The organism is Kitasatospora sp. NPDC001603, assembly GCF_040298365.1.
GTDB lineage: Bacteria > Actinomycetota > Actinomycetes > Streptomycetales > Streptomycetaceae > Kitasatospora.
On the sequence record NZ_JBEPAA010000015.1, the window covers coordinates 101,455 to 118,885 of the forward strand.

The 17,431-nt window shown below is 74.3% G+C and carries 15 protein-coding genes, 1 tRNA gene and 1 other RNA gene; 12 read left to right on the top strand and 5 right to left on the bottom strand.

Going from position 1 to position 17,431, the window contains the following annotated elements; translation table 11 throughout:
• Positions 1 to 155: 155 nt before the first annotated feature.
• Together ABT263_RS12945 and ABT263_RS12950 are read right to left on the bottom strand one after the other, a co-directional pair.
• Positions 156 to 1,619, bottom strand: coding sequence for an MFS transporter (locus ABT263_RS12945; RefSeq protein WP_352290538.1), 1,464 nt, complete (start codon positions 1,617 to 1,619; stop codon positions 156 to 158).
• Positions 1,620 to 1,906: 287 nt separating this feature from the next.
• A tRNA-Ser gene (locus tag ABT263_RS12950) sits at positions 1,907 to 1,991 on the bottom strand.
• A gap of 141 nt (positions 1,992 to 2,132) precedes the next feature.
• On the opposite strand from ABT263_RS12950, the gene ffs reads away from it, so the two are divergent.
• The 12 genes from ffs to ABT263_RS13010 all read left to right on the top strand — a co-directional run bounded on the left by ffs (position 2,133) and on the right by ABT263_RS13010 (position 13,301).
• An RNA gene (gene ffs, locus ABT263_RS12955) (signal recognition particle sRNA small type) lies at positions 2,133 to 2,229 on the top strand.
• A 69-nt stretch (positions 2,230 to 2,298) separates the two neighbouring features.
• Positions 2,299 to 4,485 carry a DNA polymerase III subunit gamma and tau gene (locus ABT263_RS12960; RefSeq protein ID WP_352290540.1) on the top strand — a complete coding sequence of 729 codons (2,187 nt, stop codon included), beginning with the start codon at positions 2,299 to 2,301 and terminating at the stop codon, positions 4,483 to 4,485.
• 225 nt (positions 4,486 to 4,710) lie between these two features.
• Positions 4,711 to 5,052 carry a YbaB/EbfC family nucleoid-associated protein gene (locus tag ABT263_RS12965; protein WP_352290542.1) on the top strand — a complete coding sequence of 114 codons (342 nt, stop codon included), beginning with the start codon at positions 4,711 to 4,713 and terminating at the stop codon, positions 5,050 to 5,052.
• Between the two features lie 187 nt (positions 5,053 to 5,239).
• Complete coding sequence (recR, locus tag ABT263_RS12970) at positions 5,240 to 5,839, top strand: recombination mediator RecR (protein ID WP_329488609.1); 600 nt, start codon at positions 5,240 to 5,242, stop codon at positions 5,837 to 5,839.
• A complete protein-coding gene (locus tag ABT263_RS12975) occupies positions 5,832 to 6,542 on the top strand; it encodes a DUF5063 domain-containing protein (protein ID WP_329488607.1) in 711 nt (236 codons plus the stop codon). Before recR ends, ABT263_RS12975 begins: the two co-directional genes overlap by 8 nt.
• A gap of 397 nt (positions 6,543 to 6,939) precedes the next feature.
• Positions 6,940 to 8,220 (top strand): aspartate kinase, encoded by a 1,281-nt coding sequence (locus tag ABT263_RS12980; RefSeq protein ID WP_329488605.1) that lies wholly within the window; start codon positions 6,940 to 6,942, stop codon positions 8,218 to 8,220.
• The gene (locus ABT263_RS12985; RefSeq protein ID WP_352290544.1) at positions 8,217 to 9,269 is read left to right on the top strand and encodes an aspartate-semialdehyde dehydrogenase; all 1,053 of its coding nucleotides are present in this window, start codon (positions 8,217 to 8,219) and stop codon (positions 9,267 to 9,269) included. Before ABT263_RS12980 ends, ABT263_RS12985 begins: the two co-directional genes overlap by 4 nt.
• A 499-nt stretch (positions 9,270 to 9,768) precedes the next feature.
• Entirely contained in the window at positions 9,769 to 10,314 is a 546-nt protein-coding gene (locus ABT263_RS12990; RefSeq protein WP_352290582.1) for a SigE family RNA polymerase sigma factor, read from the top strand.
• On the top strand, positions 10,307 to 11,731 hold the full coding sequence (locus ABT263_RS12995; protein ID WP_352290546.1) for a hypothetical protein: 1,425 nt from the start codon (positions 10,307 to 10,309) through the stop codon (positions 11,729 to 11,731). The genes ABT263_RS12990 and ABT263_RS12995 overlap by 8 nt, the downstream gene beginning before the upstream one ends.
• Positions 11,732 to 11,855: 124 nt before the next feature.
• Positions 11,856 to 12,647 carry an SURF1 family protein gene (locus ABT263_RS13000; RefSeq protein WP_352290548.1) on the top strand — a complete coding sequence of 264 codons (792 nt, stop codon included), beginning with the start codon at positions 11,856 to 11,858 and terminating at the stop codon, positions 12,645 to 12,647.
• Positions 12,648 to 12,794: 147 nt separating this feature from the next.
• Positions 12,795 to 12,956, top strand: coding sequence for a hypothetical protein (locus ABT263_RS13005; protein ID WP_352290550.1), 162 nt, complete (start codon positions 12,795 to 12,797; stop codon positions 12,954 to 12,956).
• Between the two features lie 18 nt (positions 12,957 to 12,974).
• Positions 12,975 to 13,301 carry a hypothetical protein gene (locus tag ABT263_RS13010; RefSeq protein ID WP_352290552.1) on the top strand — a complete coding sequence of 109 codons (327 nt, stop codon included), beginning with the start codon at positions 12,975 to 12,977 and terminating at the stop codon, positions 13,299 to 13,301.
• Positions 13,302 to 13,365: 64 nt separating this feature from the next.
• On the opposite strand, the gene ABT263_RS13015 is transcribed toward ABT263_RS13010, so the two are convergent.
• The 3 genes from ABT263_RS13015 to ABT263_RS13025 form a co-directional block, all read right to left on the bottom strand.
• The gene (locus ABT263_RS13015; protein WP_352290554.1) at positions 13,366 to 15,246 is read right to left on the bottom strand and encodes a S9 family peptidase; all 1,881 of its coding nucleotides are present in this window, start codon (positions 15,244 to 15,246) and stop codon (positions 13,366 to 13,368) included.
• A gap of 82 nt (positions 15,247 to 15,328) precedes the next feature.
• On the bottom strand, positions 15,329 to 16,813 hold the full coding sequence (locus ABT263_RS13020) for an MFS transporter (RefSeq protein WP_352290556.1): 1,485 nt from the start codon (positions 16,811 to 16,813) through the stop codon (positions 15,329 to 15,331).
• 155 nt (positions 16,814 to 16,968) lie between these two features.
• Positions 16,969 to 17,346: a nuclear transport factor 2 family protein gene (locus ABT263_RS13025; protein WP_352290558.1), complete on the bottom strand. Its 378-nt coding sequence runs from the start codon at positions 17,344 to 17,346 to the stop codon at positions 16,969 to 16,971.
• Between the last annotated feature and the right edge of the window lie 85 nt (positions 17,347 to 17,431).

The following is a 17,431-nucleotide window of genomic DNA, read 5'->3' on the forward strand; positions in this document are numbered from 1 at the left end:
CCACTGCCGCGCCCGGTGCGACCGGAGCGCCGGGCCCGTCCGGCGTGCCCGGGCCGGAGGGCGGAAACGCGCGGTGCCGCCCCGGGAGGGCGGCACCGCGCGAAGTCGTACCGGGGCGTCCGTCAGAGGTGCCGGAGGTGCTGCTCCCATGGATGTCAGACGTGCACGACGGGGGCCGGGCCGGCGGCCGCTGCCCCGGTTGCCTTCGGTGCCTTCGCCGGCTTCTCCAGCCGCAGCGCCACGAGCGCGGTGAGCGCGATCCCGGCCGCTGCCAGGTACACCGCGGTACGCAGCCCGTCGGCACTGGCGGCGCGCAGTGCGTCGCCCGAAAGGCCCTCGGCGACGGTGGAGTTGGCGACGGCCACCAGGAGCGCGAGACCGACCGCCCCGCCGACCTGCTGGCTCGTGGAGGCGACACCCGAGGCGATGCCCTGCTCCCGCGCCGGGACCCCGAGCGCGGCCGCGCCGAACATCAGCGTGTACCCGGCACCCTGGCCGAGGCCCAGGACGACCAGCCCGGGGACGAGCGCCCCGTACGAGCCGCCGGTGGACATGGTGGCCCCGACGAGCACGGCACCCGCACCACCGAGGAGCAGGGCCGCGACGAGGACGGGACGGATGCCGAACCGGGTCGCCAGCCGCCCGGCGGTCTGCGACCCCACGGCGATGGCGGCCATCGGGACGAGGAAGGCGAGGCCGGTGCTCAGCGCGTCGTAGCCGTGCACGGTCTGGAAGTACACGGTGAGGAAGTACAGCAGGGTGCCGAAGGTCGCCATGTAGAGGAAGGTCACCAGGGTGCCGGTCGCAAGGTTCCGGTTGCCGAACAGGCGCAGCGGCAGCAGCGGATCGGCACTGCGGCGCTCGATCACGACGAAGGCCGCGAGCAGGGCGGCGCCCACCGCCGTGGCGGTCAGCACGACCGCGGAGGTCCAGCCGGCCTCCGGGCCCTGGACGAGCGCGAAGACCAGGGCGGTACTGCCGACGGTCGAGGTGGCCGCACCGGCCAGGTCGAACGAGCGGCCGGCGGCGCGGGGCAGGTCGGGAGCGATCAGCACGAAGGCCAGCAGCGCGGCGGCGCCCGCCAGCGGAACGTTGACGAAGAACACCGAGGCCCAGCCGAACGACTCCGTCAGGACGCCGCCGAGCAGCGACCCGAGGATCATCCCGCTGCCGCCGGCGGTGCCCCAGACGGCGAACGCCCGGTTGCGGTCCCGGCCTTCGGCGAAGCTCGTGGACACCAGGGTGAGCGTGGCGGGGAAGAGGAACGCGCCCCCGGCCCCCTGGACCGCCCGCGCGGCGACGAGCAGGCCGGGCCCGGTCGCGAGCCCGCCGAGCAGGGAGGCCCCGGCGTACAGCGCGAGCCCGAGCGCGAACATCCGGCGCGGCCCGAACAGGTCGCTCGCCCGCCCGCCGAGCAGCAGGAACCCGCCGAACGCGACGGCGTATCCGCTGATCACCCACTGCAGGCTCTGCGGCGAGAAGCCGAGCGAGGAGCCGATGTCCGGCAGGGCGACGTACACGATGTTGTAGTCGATCGAGATGATCAGCTGGGCGAACGCGAGCAGCGCCAGCGTGAGACCGAGACGCGCGGACGTGGGCGCGGGGCTGGACGAAGGCATGGCGAAGCCTGCTTTCGAGTAGGGGGCCGGAAGAACGACAGCACGGCCGCCACCCACACCTCCGGGCGCCTCGTGCTGCTCACACCAACGAATCTAGGACCCCCAGAGACCGCTCATATGGTGCACTCCACCACCTGTTCCATGGGTCAATCCCCGGAGCGGACGACGGCAGCCGCGACATGACGAGGGCCCCGACCGCACACCGGTCGGGGCCCTTCGTCCCCCTCGCGGAGGACGCGATGAACGACGAAGGCCCGGACCGCGATGCGGTCCGGGCCTTCTGCCGGCGGAGGATACGAGATTCGAACTCGTGAGGGGTTGCCCCCAACACGCTTTCCAAGCGTGCGCCCTAGGCCTCTAGGCGAATCCTCCGTGGGAGAGCTTAGTACATGTTCGGGGGTGGTTGCGACCACGTATGTCGAGGGTGGTCCGGGGGTGTGGCCTGCGGATCGCGGAGCGGGGGCGGGGAGGGTGGGTGGTGGAGGACGGGGGCCGGGATCCGGTACTGTGGGTGTCAGCCCCTCGTGTGGCGTTATCTCTCTGAACCCCCCCAGGGCCGGAAGGCAGCAAGGGTAGGAGGGCTCTGGCGGGTGCGCGGGGGGTCTTTGCGTTCCCGGGGGCGGGCGGGGGCCGTTGAGGGGCGACGCGTTTGTCGGCTCGTCCCGATATCGTCGGTGGTGTGTCCCTAGCCCTGTACCGCCGCTATCGCCCCGAGACTTTCGCCGAGGTCATCGGGCAGGAGCACGTGACCGCTCCGCTCCAGCAGGCCCTGCGCAACAACAGGGTCAACCACGCCTACCTGTTCAGCGGCCCGCGCGGCTGCGGGAAGACGACGAGCGCGCGCATCCTGGCCCGCTGCCTGAACTGCGCGCAGGGGCCGACGCCGACGCCGTGCGGTGAGTGCCAGTCCTGCCGTGACCTGGCGACGGGCGGGCCCGGTTCGATCGACGTCATCGAGATCGACGCCGCCTCGCACGGTGGTGTGGACGATGCCCGTGAGCTGCGGGAGCGCGCGTTCTTCGCGCCGGTGCACAGCAGGTACAAGATCTTCATCCTGGACGAGGCGCACATGGTGACCTCGGCCGGCTTCAACGCGCTGCTGAAGGTGGTGGAGGAGCCGCCGGAGCACCTCAAGTTCATCTTCGCGACCACGGAGCCGGAGAAGGTGATCGGGACGATCCGCTCCCGGACGCACCACTACCCGTTCCGGCTGGTGCCGCCCGGCACGCTGCGCGACTACCTGGCGGAGGTCTGCGGCCGGGAGCAGATCCAGGTGGAGGACTCCGTCTTCCCGCTGGTGGTCCGGGCCGGGGCCGGGTCGGTGCGTGACTCGATGTCGGTGATGGACCAGCTGCTCGCGGGTGCGACCGAGGGCGGTGTGACCTACCAGATGGCGACCGCGCTGCTCGGGTACACGGACTCCGCGCTGCTGGACGAGGTGGTGGACGCCTTCGCGGGGCAGGACGGCGCGACGGTGTTCCAGGTGATCGACCGGGTGGTCGAGGGCGGTCACGATCCGCGCCGGTTCGTGACCGACCTGCTGGAGCGGCTCCGGGACCTGGTGATCCTGGCCACGGTGCCGGACGCCGGGGAGAAGGGGCTGATCGACGCCCCGGCGGACCGGGTCGCGGTGATGCAGGCGCAGGCGGACGCGTTCGGCGCGGCCGAGCTCAGCCGGGCCGCGGACATCGTCAACACCGGGCTGACCGAGATGCGCGGGAACGCGGCGCCCCGGTTGCAGCTGGAGCTGATCTGCGCCCGGGTGATGCTGCCGGGCGCGTACAGCGACGAGCTGTCGTTGCAGGCTCGGCTGGACAAGCTGGAGCGCCGGGCGGCCACCGGGGGCTTCGCGGCCCCGATGCAGGCTCCCGCCATGCAGGCTCCCGCCATGCAGCCCCCGATGCAGACCCCTGTGATGCACGCGCCTGCCCTGGGGGCTCCCGCCGTGCAGGCCCCCCAGGCGGAGGCCGTCCCGGTGCAGGCGCCGGCAGCGCCCGCGGCCCCGGCGCAGGAGGCCGCCGCTCCGGCAGCGCCCGCGCCGGGTGCGTGGCCGATCCCGCGCAGCTTCTCCCCGGGCGGGGGTGCGCCCGCCCCGGTGGCGGCGCCGCCCGTGCAGCAGGCTCCCGCGCCGGTCCAGGCCGCCCCGGTGGCCGCGCCCGCCTCCGCTCCGGCCGCCGCGCCCGGCGGCGGGCAGCCGTCGGGCGCCGCCCAGCAGGGGGCCGGGCAGGTCCGGCAGATGTGGCCGCAGATCCTGGAGGCGGTGAAGAACCGCCGCCGCTTCACCTGGATCCTGCTCAGCCAGAACGGCCAGGTGGCCGGGTTCGACGGCAGCGTGCTCCAGGTGTCCTTCATCAACGCGGGCGCGCGGGACAGCTTCGTCAGCAGCAACAGCGACGACGTACTGCGCCAGGCGCTGGCGGACGCGCTCGGTGTGGACTGGCGGATCGAGTGCATCATCGACCCGTCGGGCGGCTCGGGCGGGACCGGCGGCGCCGGGGGCGGGAATCCCGGCGGCAGCGGCTCCGGCAACCCGGGCAGCCCCGGTGGTTCCACCGGCGGCTGGGGCGCCCCACCGGCGCGTCCGGCGGCGCCCGCGCCTGCGGTTCAGGCCGCCGCTCCGGCGCCCGTACCGGCGCCCACACCGATGGCCACGCCCCCTGCGATGCCGCCCGCGCCGGTTCCTCCGCCGGTGCAGGCCCCGTCGGCGCCGCCGGCCGGGCGGCCGGCGCACTCGGTCGCGCTGGAGGACGACATCCCGGAGGAGGACGATCCGGAGCTCAAGGAGGAGACGTTCTCCGGCCAGGAGCTGATCATCCGCGAGCTGGGCGCGACGGTGCTGCAGGAGATCCGCCACGGCGGGAACTGACCGGCGGGCGGGCGGCGCGCCGGCAGGGGGCGGCCGGCGAGTCGGCGGCCCGAGCGGGACCCGGCCGGTGACCGATCGGACGCCCGGCACCGGTAGCACGTAGGCTCGGTGCGACGACGCGGCGACGTCCGCGCGACGCCCGGCCGGCACGGCCGGCGGCGCGGTCGGCGCAGGCGTGCCAGGACGAAGCGAAGCACGACGGACGCAGAACGCAAGGAGTGAGCCGTGTTCCCCGGTGGTGGCCAGCCCAACATGCAGCAGCTGCTCAAGCAGGCGCAGAAGATGCAGCAGGACCTCGCCCAGGCGCAGCAGGAGCTGGCCGAGACGAAGGTGAACGGTTCGGCGGGCGGTGGCCTGGTCGAGGCCACCGTGACCGGCGCCGGTGAGCTGGTGGCCCTGGCCATCGCGCCGGCCGCCGTCGACCCGGAGGACACCGAGACCCTGGCCGACCTGGTCCTCGCGGCCGTCCGGGACGCCAACCAGGCGGCGCAGAAGCTGCAGGCCGAGCGGATGGGCCCGCTGACCCAGGGCCTGGGCGGCGGCGGAATCCCCGGTCTGCCGTTCTGACCTGGTCTGATGGCCGAATCGGGGCGGAAAGACCGAAGTCATGAAGGTCTGAAGTTCAGATAAAAGACCTGTGTGATTTATGCGGGAGTAGGGCGTCGGGCGGTGTGCCCGGCGCCCGATTCGTTGGATGATGGCACCGGGACATCGGGCAACCGGTGCACCACAGACCCCTGAGGGAAGGCGCGACGTGTACGAGGGCGTGGTTCAGGACCTGATCGACGAACTGGGCAGGCTGCCCGGCGTCGGGCCCAAGAGCGCGCAGCGGATCGCCTTCCACATCCTGCAGGCAGACCCCACCGACGTCCGCCGGCTGGCGCACTCGTTGCTGGAGGTCAAGGACAAGGTCCGGTTCTGCGCGACCTGCGGCAATGTCGCGGAGGCCGAGCAGTGCCGCGTCTGTCTCGACCCGCGCCGCGACCTCGCGGTGATCTGCGTGGTCGAGGAGCCCAAGGACGTCGTCGCGATCGAGCGCACCCGCGAGTTCCGCGGCCGGTACCACGTACTGGGCGGCGCGATCAGCCCGATCGAGGGCGTCGGCCCGGACGACCTGCGGATCCGCGAGCTGCTGGCGCGTCTCGCGGACGGCACGGTCACCGAGCTGATCCTGGCCACCGACCCCAACCTGGAGGGGGAGGCGACCGCCACCTATCTGGCCCGGCTCTGCAAGCCGATGGGCCTGAAGGTGACCCGGCTGGCGAGCGGTCTGCCCGTCGGCGGGGATCTGGAGTACGCGGACGAAGTGACCCTCGGCCGCGCCTTCGAAGGGAGACGACTGCTCGATGTCTGACCGGACGATCAACCAGCAGCCCCACACGCCCCACCAGGCAGGCCCGCAGCAGGACCGGCCCGCCCCGCACGTCCATGCGCACGGCTCGGAGCCGGACGACTTCGCGGTGCAGATCGCGGACTCGGTGGAGAGCTTCGTACTCGCCGTCACCGAGGTCGCCAAGGGCGACGAGCCCGGTAGCGCCGTCTCGCTGCTCCTCCTGGAGGTCTCGCAGCTGCTGCTGGCCGGCGGTCGGCTCGGCGCGATCGAGGACGTCGTCCCGGAGGACCGCTTCGAGCCCGACACCGGTCCGGAGCCGGACAGCGAGCAGCTGCGCGAGCGGTTGGCCGTGCTCCTCGCGCCGATCGATGTCTACCACGAGGTCTTCGACCCGTACGGGCCGCCGGAGAAGCCGAACGCCTTCCGGATCTCGGACGACCTGGCCGGCGTGGTCAGCGAGCTCCAGCACGGTCTCACCCACTACCGCGAGGGGCGGGTCAGCGAGGCGCTCTGGTGGTGGCAGTTCTCGTACCTCTCCAACTGGGGCACGACCTGCTCGGCGGTGCTGCGGGCGCTGCAGTCGCTGATCGCCCACGTCCGGCTGGACAGCCCGATCGGGGCGGTGCCGGACGGTGCGGACACCGACGACGACGGGCTCACCGACGAGCAGCTGGAGCAGCAGGCCGGCGACCTGATGGCGGCCGAGCTGGGCCTGGGCCGGTAGCGGACCGGGCAGCCGTACGACGGGCGGCACGAGCAGTGCGGGCAGCACAGGCGCACGGTGACGGGCAGCACAGGCGCACGGTGACGGGCAGCGCCGGAGGCGGGGAACGGGCGGGAACGGACTGTGACGGACGCCTCAGGGATTCCGGTGGAAGGGAAAACCCCGGGGCCGCCGTCCGTTCGTCCGCCGATTCTCCGGGGCCGCACCGGAAAGCCCGCAGACCTGCCGGTCGCCACCTCCGAACCGCCGCCCACCTGCTGAAACGGGCGTCTCATCATATGGAAAGCGGCAGTCGCGGCACCCCCGCTCGGTAGACTGGCGCGGACCGCACAACCCCCGCCACCCGGGGGTGCGGGGGCCCAGAGCCCCCGGAAACGACACAAGTCGAGGAGCGCACGTGGGCCTTGTCGTGCAGAAGTACGGCGGCTCATCCGTTGCGGATGCCGAGGGCATCAAGCGCGTGGCCCGTCGAATCGTTGACGCCAAGAAGGCCGGCCATGAGGTCGTCGTCGTGGTGTCCGCGATGGGCGACACGACGGACGAGCTCATCGAACTCGCGGAGCAGGTGTCACCCCTCCCTGCCGGCCGTGAGTTCGACATGCTGCTGACCGCTGGAGAGCGCATCTCCATGGCGCTGCTGGCCATGGCGATCAAATCCCTGGGTCACGAGGCCCAGTCCTTCACGGGCAGCCAGGCCGGTGTCATCACCGACTCCGTCCACAACAAGGCGCGCATCATCGACGTGACGCCGGGCCGCATCCGCACCGCCCTGGACGAGGGCAACATCGCGATCGTGGCCGGATTCCAGGGCGTCTCGCAGACCGGCAAGGACATCACCACGCTCGGTCGCGGCGGCTCGGACACCACCGCCGTCGCCCTCGCCGCGGCCCTCCGGGCCGAGGTCTGCGAGATCTACACCGACGTGGACGGCGTGTTCACCGCCGACCCGCGCGTGGTGAAGAAGGCCCGCAAGATCGACTGGATCGCCTACGAGGACATGCTGGAGCTGGCCTCGTCCGGCTCCAAGGTGCTGCTCGACCGCTGCGTGGAGTACGCGCGGCGCTACAACATCCCGATTCACGTACGCTCGTCCTTCTCGGGTCTTCCCGGGACGATCGTCAGCAACGACAACCCGAACCAGCCCGAAGGGGGCGAGATGGAGCAGGCCATCATCTCCGGAGTCGCCCACGACACTTCCGAGGCCAAGGTCACGGTCGTCGGCGTGCCGGACAAGCCGGGCGAGGCGGCGCGCATCTTCCGCGCCATCGCCGACGCCGAGGTCAACATCGACATGGTGGTGCAGAACGTCTCGGCCGCCGCGACCGGGCTGACCGACATCTCCTTCACGCTGCCGAAGACCGAGGGCCAGAAGGCCATCGACGCGCTCGGCCGGGTCAAGGAGGGCATCGGCTACGAGTCGCTGCGCTACGACGACGCGATCGGCAAGATCTCCCTGGTCGGCGCCGGCATGCGCTCCAACCCGGGGGTCACCGCGACCTTCTTCGAGGCGCTCTCCGAGGCCGGCGTCAACATCGAGCTGATCTCCACCTCGGAGATCCGCATCTCGGTCGTCACCCGGGCCGACGACGTCAACGAGGCCGTGCGCGCCGTCCACAGCGCCTTCGGGCTGGACAGCGAGTCGGACGAGGCGGTCGTCTACGGGGGCACCGGGCGATGACCCGCCGGCCGAACCTCGCCGTCGTCGGCGCCACCGGCGCGGTCGGCGAGGTGCTGCTCGGCCTGCTCTCCCTCCGTCAGGACATCTGGGGCGAGGTGCGCCTCGTCGCCTCCCCGCGCTCGGCCGGCCGCAAGCTGACCGTGCGCGGGGAGTCCGTCGAGGTGCTCCCGCTCACCGAGGAGGCCTTCGAGGGGATCGACGTCGCGCTGTTCGACGTGCCCGACGAGGTCTCCGCCCGGTGGGCACCGATCGCCGCCGCCAAGGGCGTCGTGGTGGTCGACAACTCCGGCGCGTTCCGGATGGACGGGGACGTCCCGCTGGTCGTCCCCGAGGTCAACGCGGCGGCGGCCCGGATGCGGCCGCGCGGCATCGTGGCCGGTCCCAACTGCTCCACCCTGGCGATGATCGCCGCGATCGGCGCGCTGCACGCCGAGTACGGGCTCAGCGAACTGGTGGTCGCCTCCTATCAGGCGGCCTCCGGCGAGGGCCGCTCCGGGGTGGACGCGCTGCGCGCCCAGGTCGCGCTGGTGGCGGGCACCGAGGTCGGCGAGCAGACCGGCGACCTGCGTGCCGTGATCGCCGACCACGGCCCGTTCGCCGCCCCGCTGGCGCTCAACGCGGTGCCCTGGGCGGGCGCGCTGATGGACGGCGGCTGGTCGTCCGAGGAGTTGAAGCTCCGCGACGAGTCGCGCAAGATCCTCGGCCTGCCGGCCCTGCGGGTCTCCGCGACGTGCGTCCGCATCCCGGTGGTGCGCACCCACGCGCTGGCCGTGCACGCGGTCTTCGAGCGCGAGGTCACCCAGGAGCACGCCCAGCAGATCCTCCGTGACGCCCCCGGCGTGGTGCTGTACGACGACCCGGCGGCCGGGGAGTTCCCCACCCCGAACGACGTGGTCGGCACCGATCCGGTCTGGGTCGGGCGGGTGCGGCGGGCGCTGGACGACCCGGCGGCGCTGGACCTGTTCCTCTGCGGAGACAACCTGCGCAAGGGCGCGGCGCTCAACGCCCTGCAGATCGCCGAGCTGGTGGCGGGCGAACTCCTCGTCTGACGCGCCGTGGGCCGGGGCGGGGCCGCGTGGCCCCGGACGGCCGGGCGGACGCGGGTGACGCCGGACGACGCGGGGGCCGGATGAACCGTCGGAACGGAACCGACCGTGAGACCGGTAGGGGGCCGGGGACGGGAAGGGACCGTGCCCCTCCGTAAGGCTCCAGCGACGACCGGGACGGGATCGGGGCGGGATCGGAGCGGGACCGGGTCGGGGCCGGACGGGCTCCGAAAGCGGCGAGAACCGTGAGACGTCGTGAGATTCCGTGCGCCTTCTGCGGTCCTTCGGAGGTCACTTGCCCAATCCGCCGGAATCCCCTGGAGCGGGCCGCCGCCCGTACGCGAGAATGTTCCGTGGGCTGGGGCAACCATGACAGGGGATCGAGTGTCCAACGGGCGTGGCGAACGTGATGGTGGGGGCAGGGGCGGGCATCTCGGCAGCGGCCGTGGTGACGTTCTCGCCGCGTGCCCAGCGGCCTGCGGATAGGCCGGAAGACAGCCAGATGACGGCGGTCGCACCCGGCACGGCGGGCTCCGGCGCCGGTACCGGCGCGGGTACCAGCGAGGACCTGCTCACCGAGACGTACCAGGCCCACTACCGCTCCCTGTTGCGGCTGGCGGCGCTGCTCCTCGACGACCTCTCGACCTGTGAGGATGTGGTCCAGGAGGCGTTCATCCGGGTGCATTCGGCACGCCGCCGGGTGCGCGAGCCGGAGAAGACGCTCGCCTACCTGCGGCAGACCGTGGTCAACCTGTCCCGCTCCACGCTGCGACGGCGGATCCTCGGCCTGCGGCTGCTGCCGAAGCCGATGCCTGACATGGCCAGTGCAGAAGAAGGAGCCTACGATGCGCTGGAGCGCGACCAGTTGAAGGCCGCGCTGCGTGGTCTGCAACGTCGTCAGCGGGAGGTTCTGGTGCTCCGTTACTTCGTGGACATGACGGAGGCACAGGTCGCGGATACTTTGGGCATCTCGCTCGGCTCGGTGAAGGCCTACGGCTCGCGAGGGATCGCCGCGCTGCGGGTCCAGCTGGAGGCCGGGCATGGCTGACGACCGGATCGGTACGGGCGGTGGCCCGGACGGGAACGGCCCGATCGCGCAGAGCCCGAGAGCGGACGGCCCTGACGTGCGCGGGCCGAAGGCGCTCGGCCCGAAGGCTCCCGGTCCTGACGCACCCGTTCCTGACGCACCCGGTCCGAAGGCGCTGGGCCCCGACGCGCTCGCCCCGAAGCCCGACGGGCCGCCCACCGACGGGCTCGACACCGACGAGCTGCTGGTCCGCGTGCTGCTGCAGCGCGCCGTGGCCGAGGTGCAGCCCGACCCCGCCGGACTGCACCGGATCCGCCGCGCGGTACCCCGGCGGCGGGCCGCCCGGCGCGGCGCCTGGACGGCGGCCGCCGCACTGGCGGTCGCGGTGGCGGTCGGCCTGCCGGCCCTGCACGACGACGACCACCTCGGACTCTCCGGCGGCCCCGGCAGCCCCGGCGCGTCCGGCGCGACGCCCTCGGCCACCGTCGAGGGCGGTACGGCCGGCAACGACGCCGCAGGCGCGAACGCGCTGCCGCACCCCGAGGTCAGTGGTTCGCCGGGCGCCGGCAGCCCGTCCGGCTCGGCGAGCACCACGCCGCGCCCGGGAGCCAGCAGCGCCGACGCCGGGGCGGGCGCGTCCGCCCGGCCCAGCGCCTCCAGCACCGGCGGGGGCGACGACGTGCCCGTACCGCTCTGCCTCCGGGGCGACCTCGGGCAGGGGACGGCCAGGGTCGGCGCGGCCGACGGCGACGGGCGGGTCTACGGGTACTTCACGGTGGTCAACACCTCCGCGCACACCTGCCGGCTCGGCGGGCCGGGCTCGGTCGCGGTGACCGGGGCCACCGGGACGGACCAGTCCCGGATCCGGGTGACCGACCACACGGCGGACGATCCGGCCACCGACCTGCCCGCCCCGCGACCGGGCGGCGGGGACGGCCCCGGGCTGCTCCTGGCACCGCAGGCCGCCTACCGGGTGGACTTCGGCTGGGTGCCGGACGGCGGCGGCTGCCGGACCGCGGGCGGCGCCTCGCCCAGTGCGACGGCCGGCCAGAGCGGCCCGGGCAGCTCCGGTTCGGGCGGCGCCCAGGCGCTGCGGTCCGGCGGACCGGGCGGCTCGGCCGCGGGCTCCGGCACGGGCGCCGTCGCCCCGGCGATCGGAGCCTCGGCGGCACCGACCGGGGCGCCGCCGGCGTCCACCACCCCGACGGCGCGCCCGACCACGGCGCCGAGCCCCTCGGCCACCCCGACCTCCGGCACCACCGCGCCGCCGGCCGGCGTCACCCTCGCGCACACCCCGGCGCCGGGCAGCCCGAGCGCCGCCTCCGTCGTCCTGCCGGGCGCCTGCTCGGGCACGGTCTACCGCACGGCGCCGCAGGCCGTCGCGGTGCCCACCCCGACCGGGGCCGCGGCGCCGTCCACCTCGCCGTCCTCCGACTGACCCCGCCGCTGGTTGCCGGCCCGCTCGTGCGGGCCGCGGCCGCGGTGCCCGGCCCCGGTCCGGGCGGGCGTGGCGGGGGCCCCTGTGGTCGGGCGGGGTGTGAGGACTGGTTACCGTGGGGGGTGTGTACCGGTTCCTCCTCACTCCGCGCTGGCTGAGCGGCACCGCGCTGGCCGTCGCGGCCGTGGCGGTGTGCGTCTGGCTCGGCTCCTGGCAGCTCGGCCGGTTCGAGGACAAGGTCTCCTCGCACCAGGAGATCAGCAAGGCGGCGGACGACGCCGGCACGGCCGCGCCGCTCGGCGAACTGCTCGGCCCCGACCGGCCGCAGGTCACCACCGACACCGTCGGCCGGGCCGTGACGGTGTCCGGGACCTTCGACCAGGAACACCAGCTGCTCGTACCCAACCGGGTGCTGGACGGCAAGCAGGGCTACTACGTGCTCACCCCGCTGCGCACCGACGACGGCCGGATCGTCGCGGTGGTTCGCGGCTGGGCGCCGGGCACGCCCGCCGAGGGCGCGGCCGCCACGGCGCTGCCGCCGGCCGGCGAGGTCACGGTGGCCGGGCGGTTGCAGGCCGGCGAGAGCAGCGGCAGCGGCGGCGCCGTGCCCGGCGGGCTCCCGGCCGGACAGCTCGGCACGATCAACAAGGCCTCGCTCGTCAACAAGCTCTCCTACGACGGCTGGTACGACGGCTGGGTGTCCTCGGACACCGTGCCGGCGGGGCTGACCCCGGTGCCGACCGTGCAGCCGCAGGGCGGCGACGGCCTCAGCCTGCGGGCGTTCCAGAACCTCGGGTACACCCTGGAGTGGTTCGTCTTCGGCGGCTTCGTCGTCTTCATGTGGTTCCGCCTGGTGCGACGCGAGGCGGAGGCCGAGCAGGACCGGGCCCTCGGGCTGGACCCGGTCCTGGAGTAGCCCCGGCCGGGGTGCGAGCGGCCGCCCGGGGCGGGCTCGGCGCTCCGGACGCCGGGCTCAGCCCTCCGGACCCGGCTCGCTGGACGCGGGGCTCAGCCCTCCGGACGCCGGGCTCAGCGTGAGGGCTTCGCCGGGGGGACGGCCGGTTTGGACGGCAGAACGGGCGCCGTCGGCACGGCCGGCGTCGGGTGCGGGGTCGCCGCGGGCGGGGACCAGGGCGTGCCGGACGGGGTCGAGGACGGCGAGACCGTCGGCGGCGGGTTGCCGCACCGGCTGCCGCCGCTCCCGCTGTCGTCGTCCGAGTCGTAGTGGTCGGTGTGGTGGCGGGTGCTGCGCCCGCTCTTGGAGCTCTTCGACCCCTTGGACCCGGACGACTTCGACCCGGACGACTTGGACGAGGCGAGCACGACCGCCCCGTCACCGGCGTCGGCCCGCGTGACGTCCGTGACGGCCGTGACGTCCGCACCTGACGCACCTGACACGCCCGACGCACCCGACACGCCCACCGCGACGTCGGCCGCGCGGAAGACCGCCCGGACGGCCGGGCCCCCCGCCGCCCCGGCCGCGGCCGTCGTCGCGGTGGCCGTCGCCGTCGCCGTCGGCCGACTGGACGGCGACAGCGGCGGCGGGCAGGCCGCGTCGCTGCCGTCCTGACCCGAGCAGCCGGTGAGCGCGAGCGCCCCGGCCACCCCCACCCCCATGAGCGTCAGCCGACGTCTCACCCCTTGCCCCCGTCGCTCGGCTCGCCCTGACCCGCCCCGGCGCTCCCCGCGCCCAGGTGCCGCCGGACGAAGTCGATCTCCAGCCGCAGCTGCTTGATCCGCTCCTCCACCACCAGCGAGCCGTGCCCGGCGTCGTACCGGTAGACCTCGTGCGGCCGGCCCAGCTGCTCCAGCCGCTCCACGTAGTTCTCGATCTGCCGGATCGGGCAGCGCGGGTCGTTCACCCCGGCGCTGATGTAGACCGGCACCCGGACCCGCTCGACGTAGGTCAGCGGAGAGGAGGCGGTCCAGCGCTCGGGCACCTCGGTCGGTGTGCCGCCGAAGAGCGTGCGGTCCAGGGACTTCAGCGCCTCCATCTCGTCGTCGTACGCCGTCAGGTAGTCGGCGACCGGGACGGCGGCGACGCCGAGGGTCCAGTTCTCCGGCTGCACGCCGAGGCCGAGCAGGGTGAGGTAGCCGCCCCACGAGCCGCCGGTGAGCACCAGCCGCTCCGGGTCGGCGAGCCCGCTCGCGACCGCCCAGGCGCGGACGGCGGCGATGTCCTCCAGCTCGATCAGGCCGACCCGCTCGTGCAGCGCGTCCGTCCAGGCCTGGCCGTAGCCGGTGGAGCCGCGGTAGTTGACCCGGACCACCGCGAAGCCGTGGTCCAGCCAGGCGGCCGGGCCGGCGGCGAAGGAGTCGCTGTCGTGGTGGGTCGGTCCGCCGTGGACGTCGAAGACGGTCGGGAACGGGCCGTCGCCGACCGGGCGCTGGACCAGCGCGTGCACCCGGCCGCCCGGGCCGTCCACCCAGACGTCCTCGACCGGGACCGAGCCCGGCGGCACCGGGCCCGGCGCCCGCAGGACGACCGTGCCGGCGGTGGACCGGACGGCGGACGGCTCGGCGGCGGAGGACCAGAGGAACTCCACCGTGCCGTCCGGGCGGGCGGTCGCGCCGCCGACGGTGCCGCGCGGGGTCTCCAGCCGGGTCAGTACCCCGGTGTCGAGGGCGTACGAGAACAGCTCGCTGCGCGCCTCGTACTCGTGCTCGACCAGCAGCGCGCGGGCGTCGGGGCGCCACTGGGCGGAGACGTCGCCGGGCAGCTCGCGGCCCTGCTCGTCGCGGAGCGCCAGCGCGGTCTCGGCCCCCGTGGCCACGTCCCAGATCATCGGCTCCCAGCGGCCGGTGCGCTGGTGGGCGACCAGCAGCCGGGTGTCGCCGTCGACCGGTGCGAAGCCGAGGCAGGCGATGCCGCGCGGCTCCGGGTGCCCGGTGACCTCGTCCAGCTCGGCGACGGTCGCGCCGTCGGCGAGCCGGACGACCCGCAGCGCCGAGTGCATCGCGTCGCCGTGCTCGGTGTGGTCGATGGCGAGCAGGGTGCTGTCGTAGCTGAGGTCGCCGATGCCGCCGTACTCCTCGTGGCGGTAGATCTCCACCGCCTCGGTCGCGCCCGGGCGGCGCAGGTGGAGGGTGGTGCCGTGCTCGTCGGTGGAGCGGCCGACCACGACCGTGCCGTCCCGGCCGAGGGCGAGGCCCGCGGAGTAGGAGGCGGCCAGGCCGGGCACGGCCTCCTCGTCGGGAGAGCCGGCGCCGTCCTCCGGGCGGCCGGCGAACGGCTGGCGGCGCCAGATCCCGAACTCGTCGCCGTCGTTGTCGTCGAACCACCAGATCCACGCGCCGTCGGGCGACAGCTCGGCGTCGGTGGTGCCGTTCGGCCGGTCGGTGACCTGCCGGTGGGTGTCGGTGGCGCGGTCCCAGGCGTACACCTCGTAGGTACCGGTCGCGTTGGACACGTACAGCGACCGGTCGGGGGCGTCCTCCGCCCAGTCCGGGAGGGAAACCCTGGCTGCCCTGAACCGCTGCTCCCACGCCGGTACGGCGCTCTTCTCCTCGCTCATCCACCCATCCAACCCGATCGGGGGGAGTGAACGGAACGGGCGGGTGGACCGGGACCGGTCCACCCGCCCTGCCGCGCTCCCCTCAGGGCGTCCGGCGGGGCAGCAGCTGCACCAGGCCCACCAGCAGCAACTCCAGCACCGCCAGCGCGGCGACGCTGCGCTCCAGGGCGGTGACCGGGTCGCCGGCGCCGTAGTGGACGATCCCGATCAGCGCGATCCCGAGCGCCCCGGCGACCTGCTGCACGGTGGCCAGTAGGCCCGCGGCCGACCCGACCAGCCGGGGCTCGACCGAGGCCAGCACGACGCTGGTCACCGGGGCGATCACCAGCCCCATCCCGAGACCGTCCACGAACAGGCCCGGCGCCAGCCACCAGACGCCGCCGGTCGTCCCACCGGCGTGGACGGCGAGGCCGAGCAGGCCCAGCCCGCCGGCCATCAGCAGCCCGCCGAGCGCGATCGCCTGGCGGCCGAGGCGGGCGGCGACGCGGTGCGCCGTGGTGGAGGTGAGCAGGTAGCCGGCGCCGATCGCAGTGAAGACCAGGCCGGAGCCGAGGGCGTCCAGGCCGCGGCCCTGCTGCAGGTGCAGGGCGAGCACCAGGAAGAACGACGCCTGGCCGAGCCAGAAGGCGAGCTGGGCGAGCAGCCCGGCGGCGAACGCCCGGCTCCGGAAGAGACCGGTGTCGACCAGCGGCGTCCCGGTGTGCCGGTGCTGGTGGACGGCGAAGCCGGCGAGCAGGGCGAGGGCGGCGCCCAGGCAGAGCCAGGTCCAGAGCGGCCAGCCGGCCTCCCGGCCCTGGATCAGCGGCAGCACCAGGCCGGTCAGCGCGACGGTGACGAGCAGGACGCCCACCGGGTCCAGCCCGGGGCGGTGCGGGGCGCGGGACTCCGGCAGGCAGCGGCGGACCAGGCCCAGTGCGGCCAGGCCGACCGGCAGGTTGAGCAGGAAGCAGCTGCGCCAGTCCAGGCCGAAGAGGTCCGCGCGGATCAGCGCGCCGCCGATCAGCTGGCCGAACACCGCGCCCACGCCCATCGTCAGCCCGTACATCGCGAACGCCCGGGCCTGCGCCGCACCGCTGAACGCGGTGCGCAGAATGGCCAGCACCTGCGGGCCCATCAGCGCCGCCGCCAGCCCCTGCGCGATCCGGGCGCCGACCAGGGCGGCGGCGGTCGGGGCCAGGCCGCAGCCGGCCGAGGCGAGCGTGAACAGGGCCAGGCCGAGGGCGAACACCCGGCGCCGCCCGTAGCGGTCGCCCAGCCGGCCGGCGGTGATCAGCCCGGCGGCCAGCGCCAGGGCGAAACCGGCGATCACCCACTGGACGGCGGCCGGGCCGGCGCCCAGGTCGGCCTGGACGGACGGGACGGCGACGTTCACCACGAAGACGTCGAGGGCGGTCATGAAGGTGGCGGTCAGGACGACCGGCAGCAGGCCCCGGGTGGCGGGCTCCCCGGCCCCGGCCTCGGCCGCAGCCCCGGCCGTGACCGTGACCGGGCTCGTGGGCAGGGCGGTGCGGGTGGGCGGGGCGGTGCTCGTACGCAGGTCGGTACGCGTGGGCGGGGCGGTGCTCATCGCGGGCTCTCCTCGGCGGAGTCGGGAGCGGTTTCGGGAGCGGTTTCGGGAGCGGGGCGGGGATCGGGCGTGGGTGCGCACGGGGTCGGCCGGGTGAGGGTCGGCCGGGCGAGGGGGCGGGTGCGTCGCCCGCCCCCGTTGCCTCCTCCGGCGGCTCAGGCGCCCGGGACGCGGTCCAGGAAGCCGTACACCGAGGCGATCCGGCCGTCCGGACCGGCGACCAGCACGTCGAACCCGACCACCAGCGCCTCCCCGCCCGCCGGTCCGAGGTTCCAGGTGAAGCGGGCGATGTCGTGGTGCGCGTCGACCGGGCCGAGGGTGAACTCCAGGCCGGGGAACTGCGCCTGGGCCGCGCCGATCAGGGCGTCGACGCCGTCCCGGCCGGTGACGGCGGCCAGCGGGTCGGTGTAGCTGCCGTCCTCGGCCCACGCCTCGTCGACCAGCTTGCGGCGGGCGGCCGGGTCGGTCTCGTTCCAGGCGGCGAGGTAGCGCTCGGCGAGCCGGTGGAGGTCGGTCACCTGAATGTCGTTCATCGTCTTCTCCCGTGTCCTGCTGGGTGGTTCGGCGGGTCGTTCCCGCTGCTCACGAAGGTACGGACGACGCCCGGTCGGCGAATCC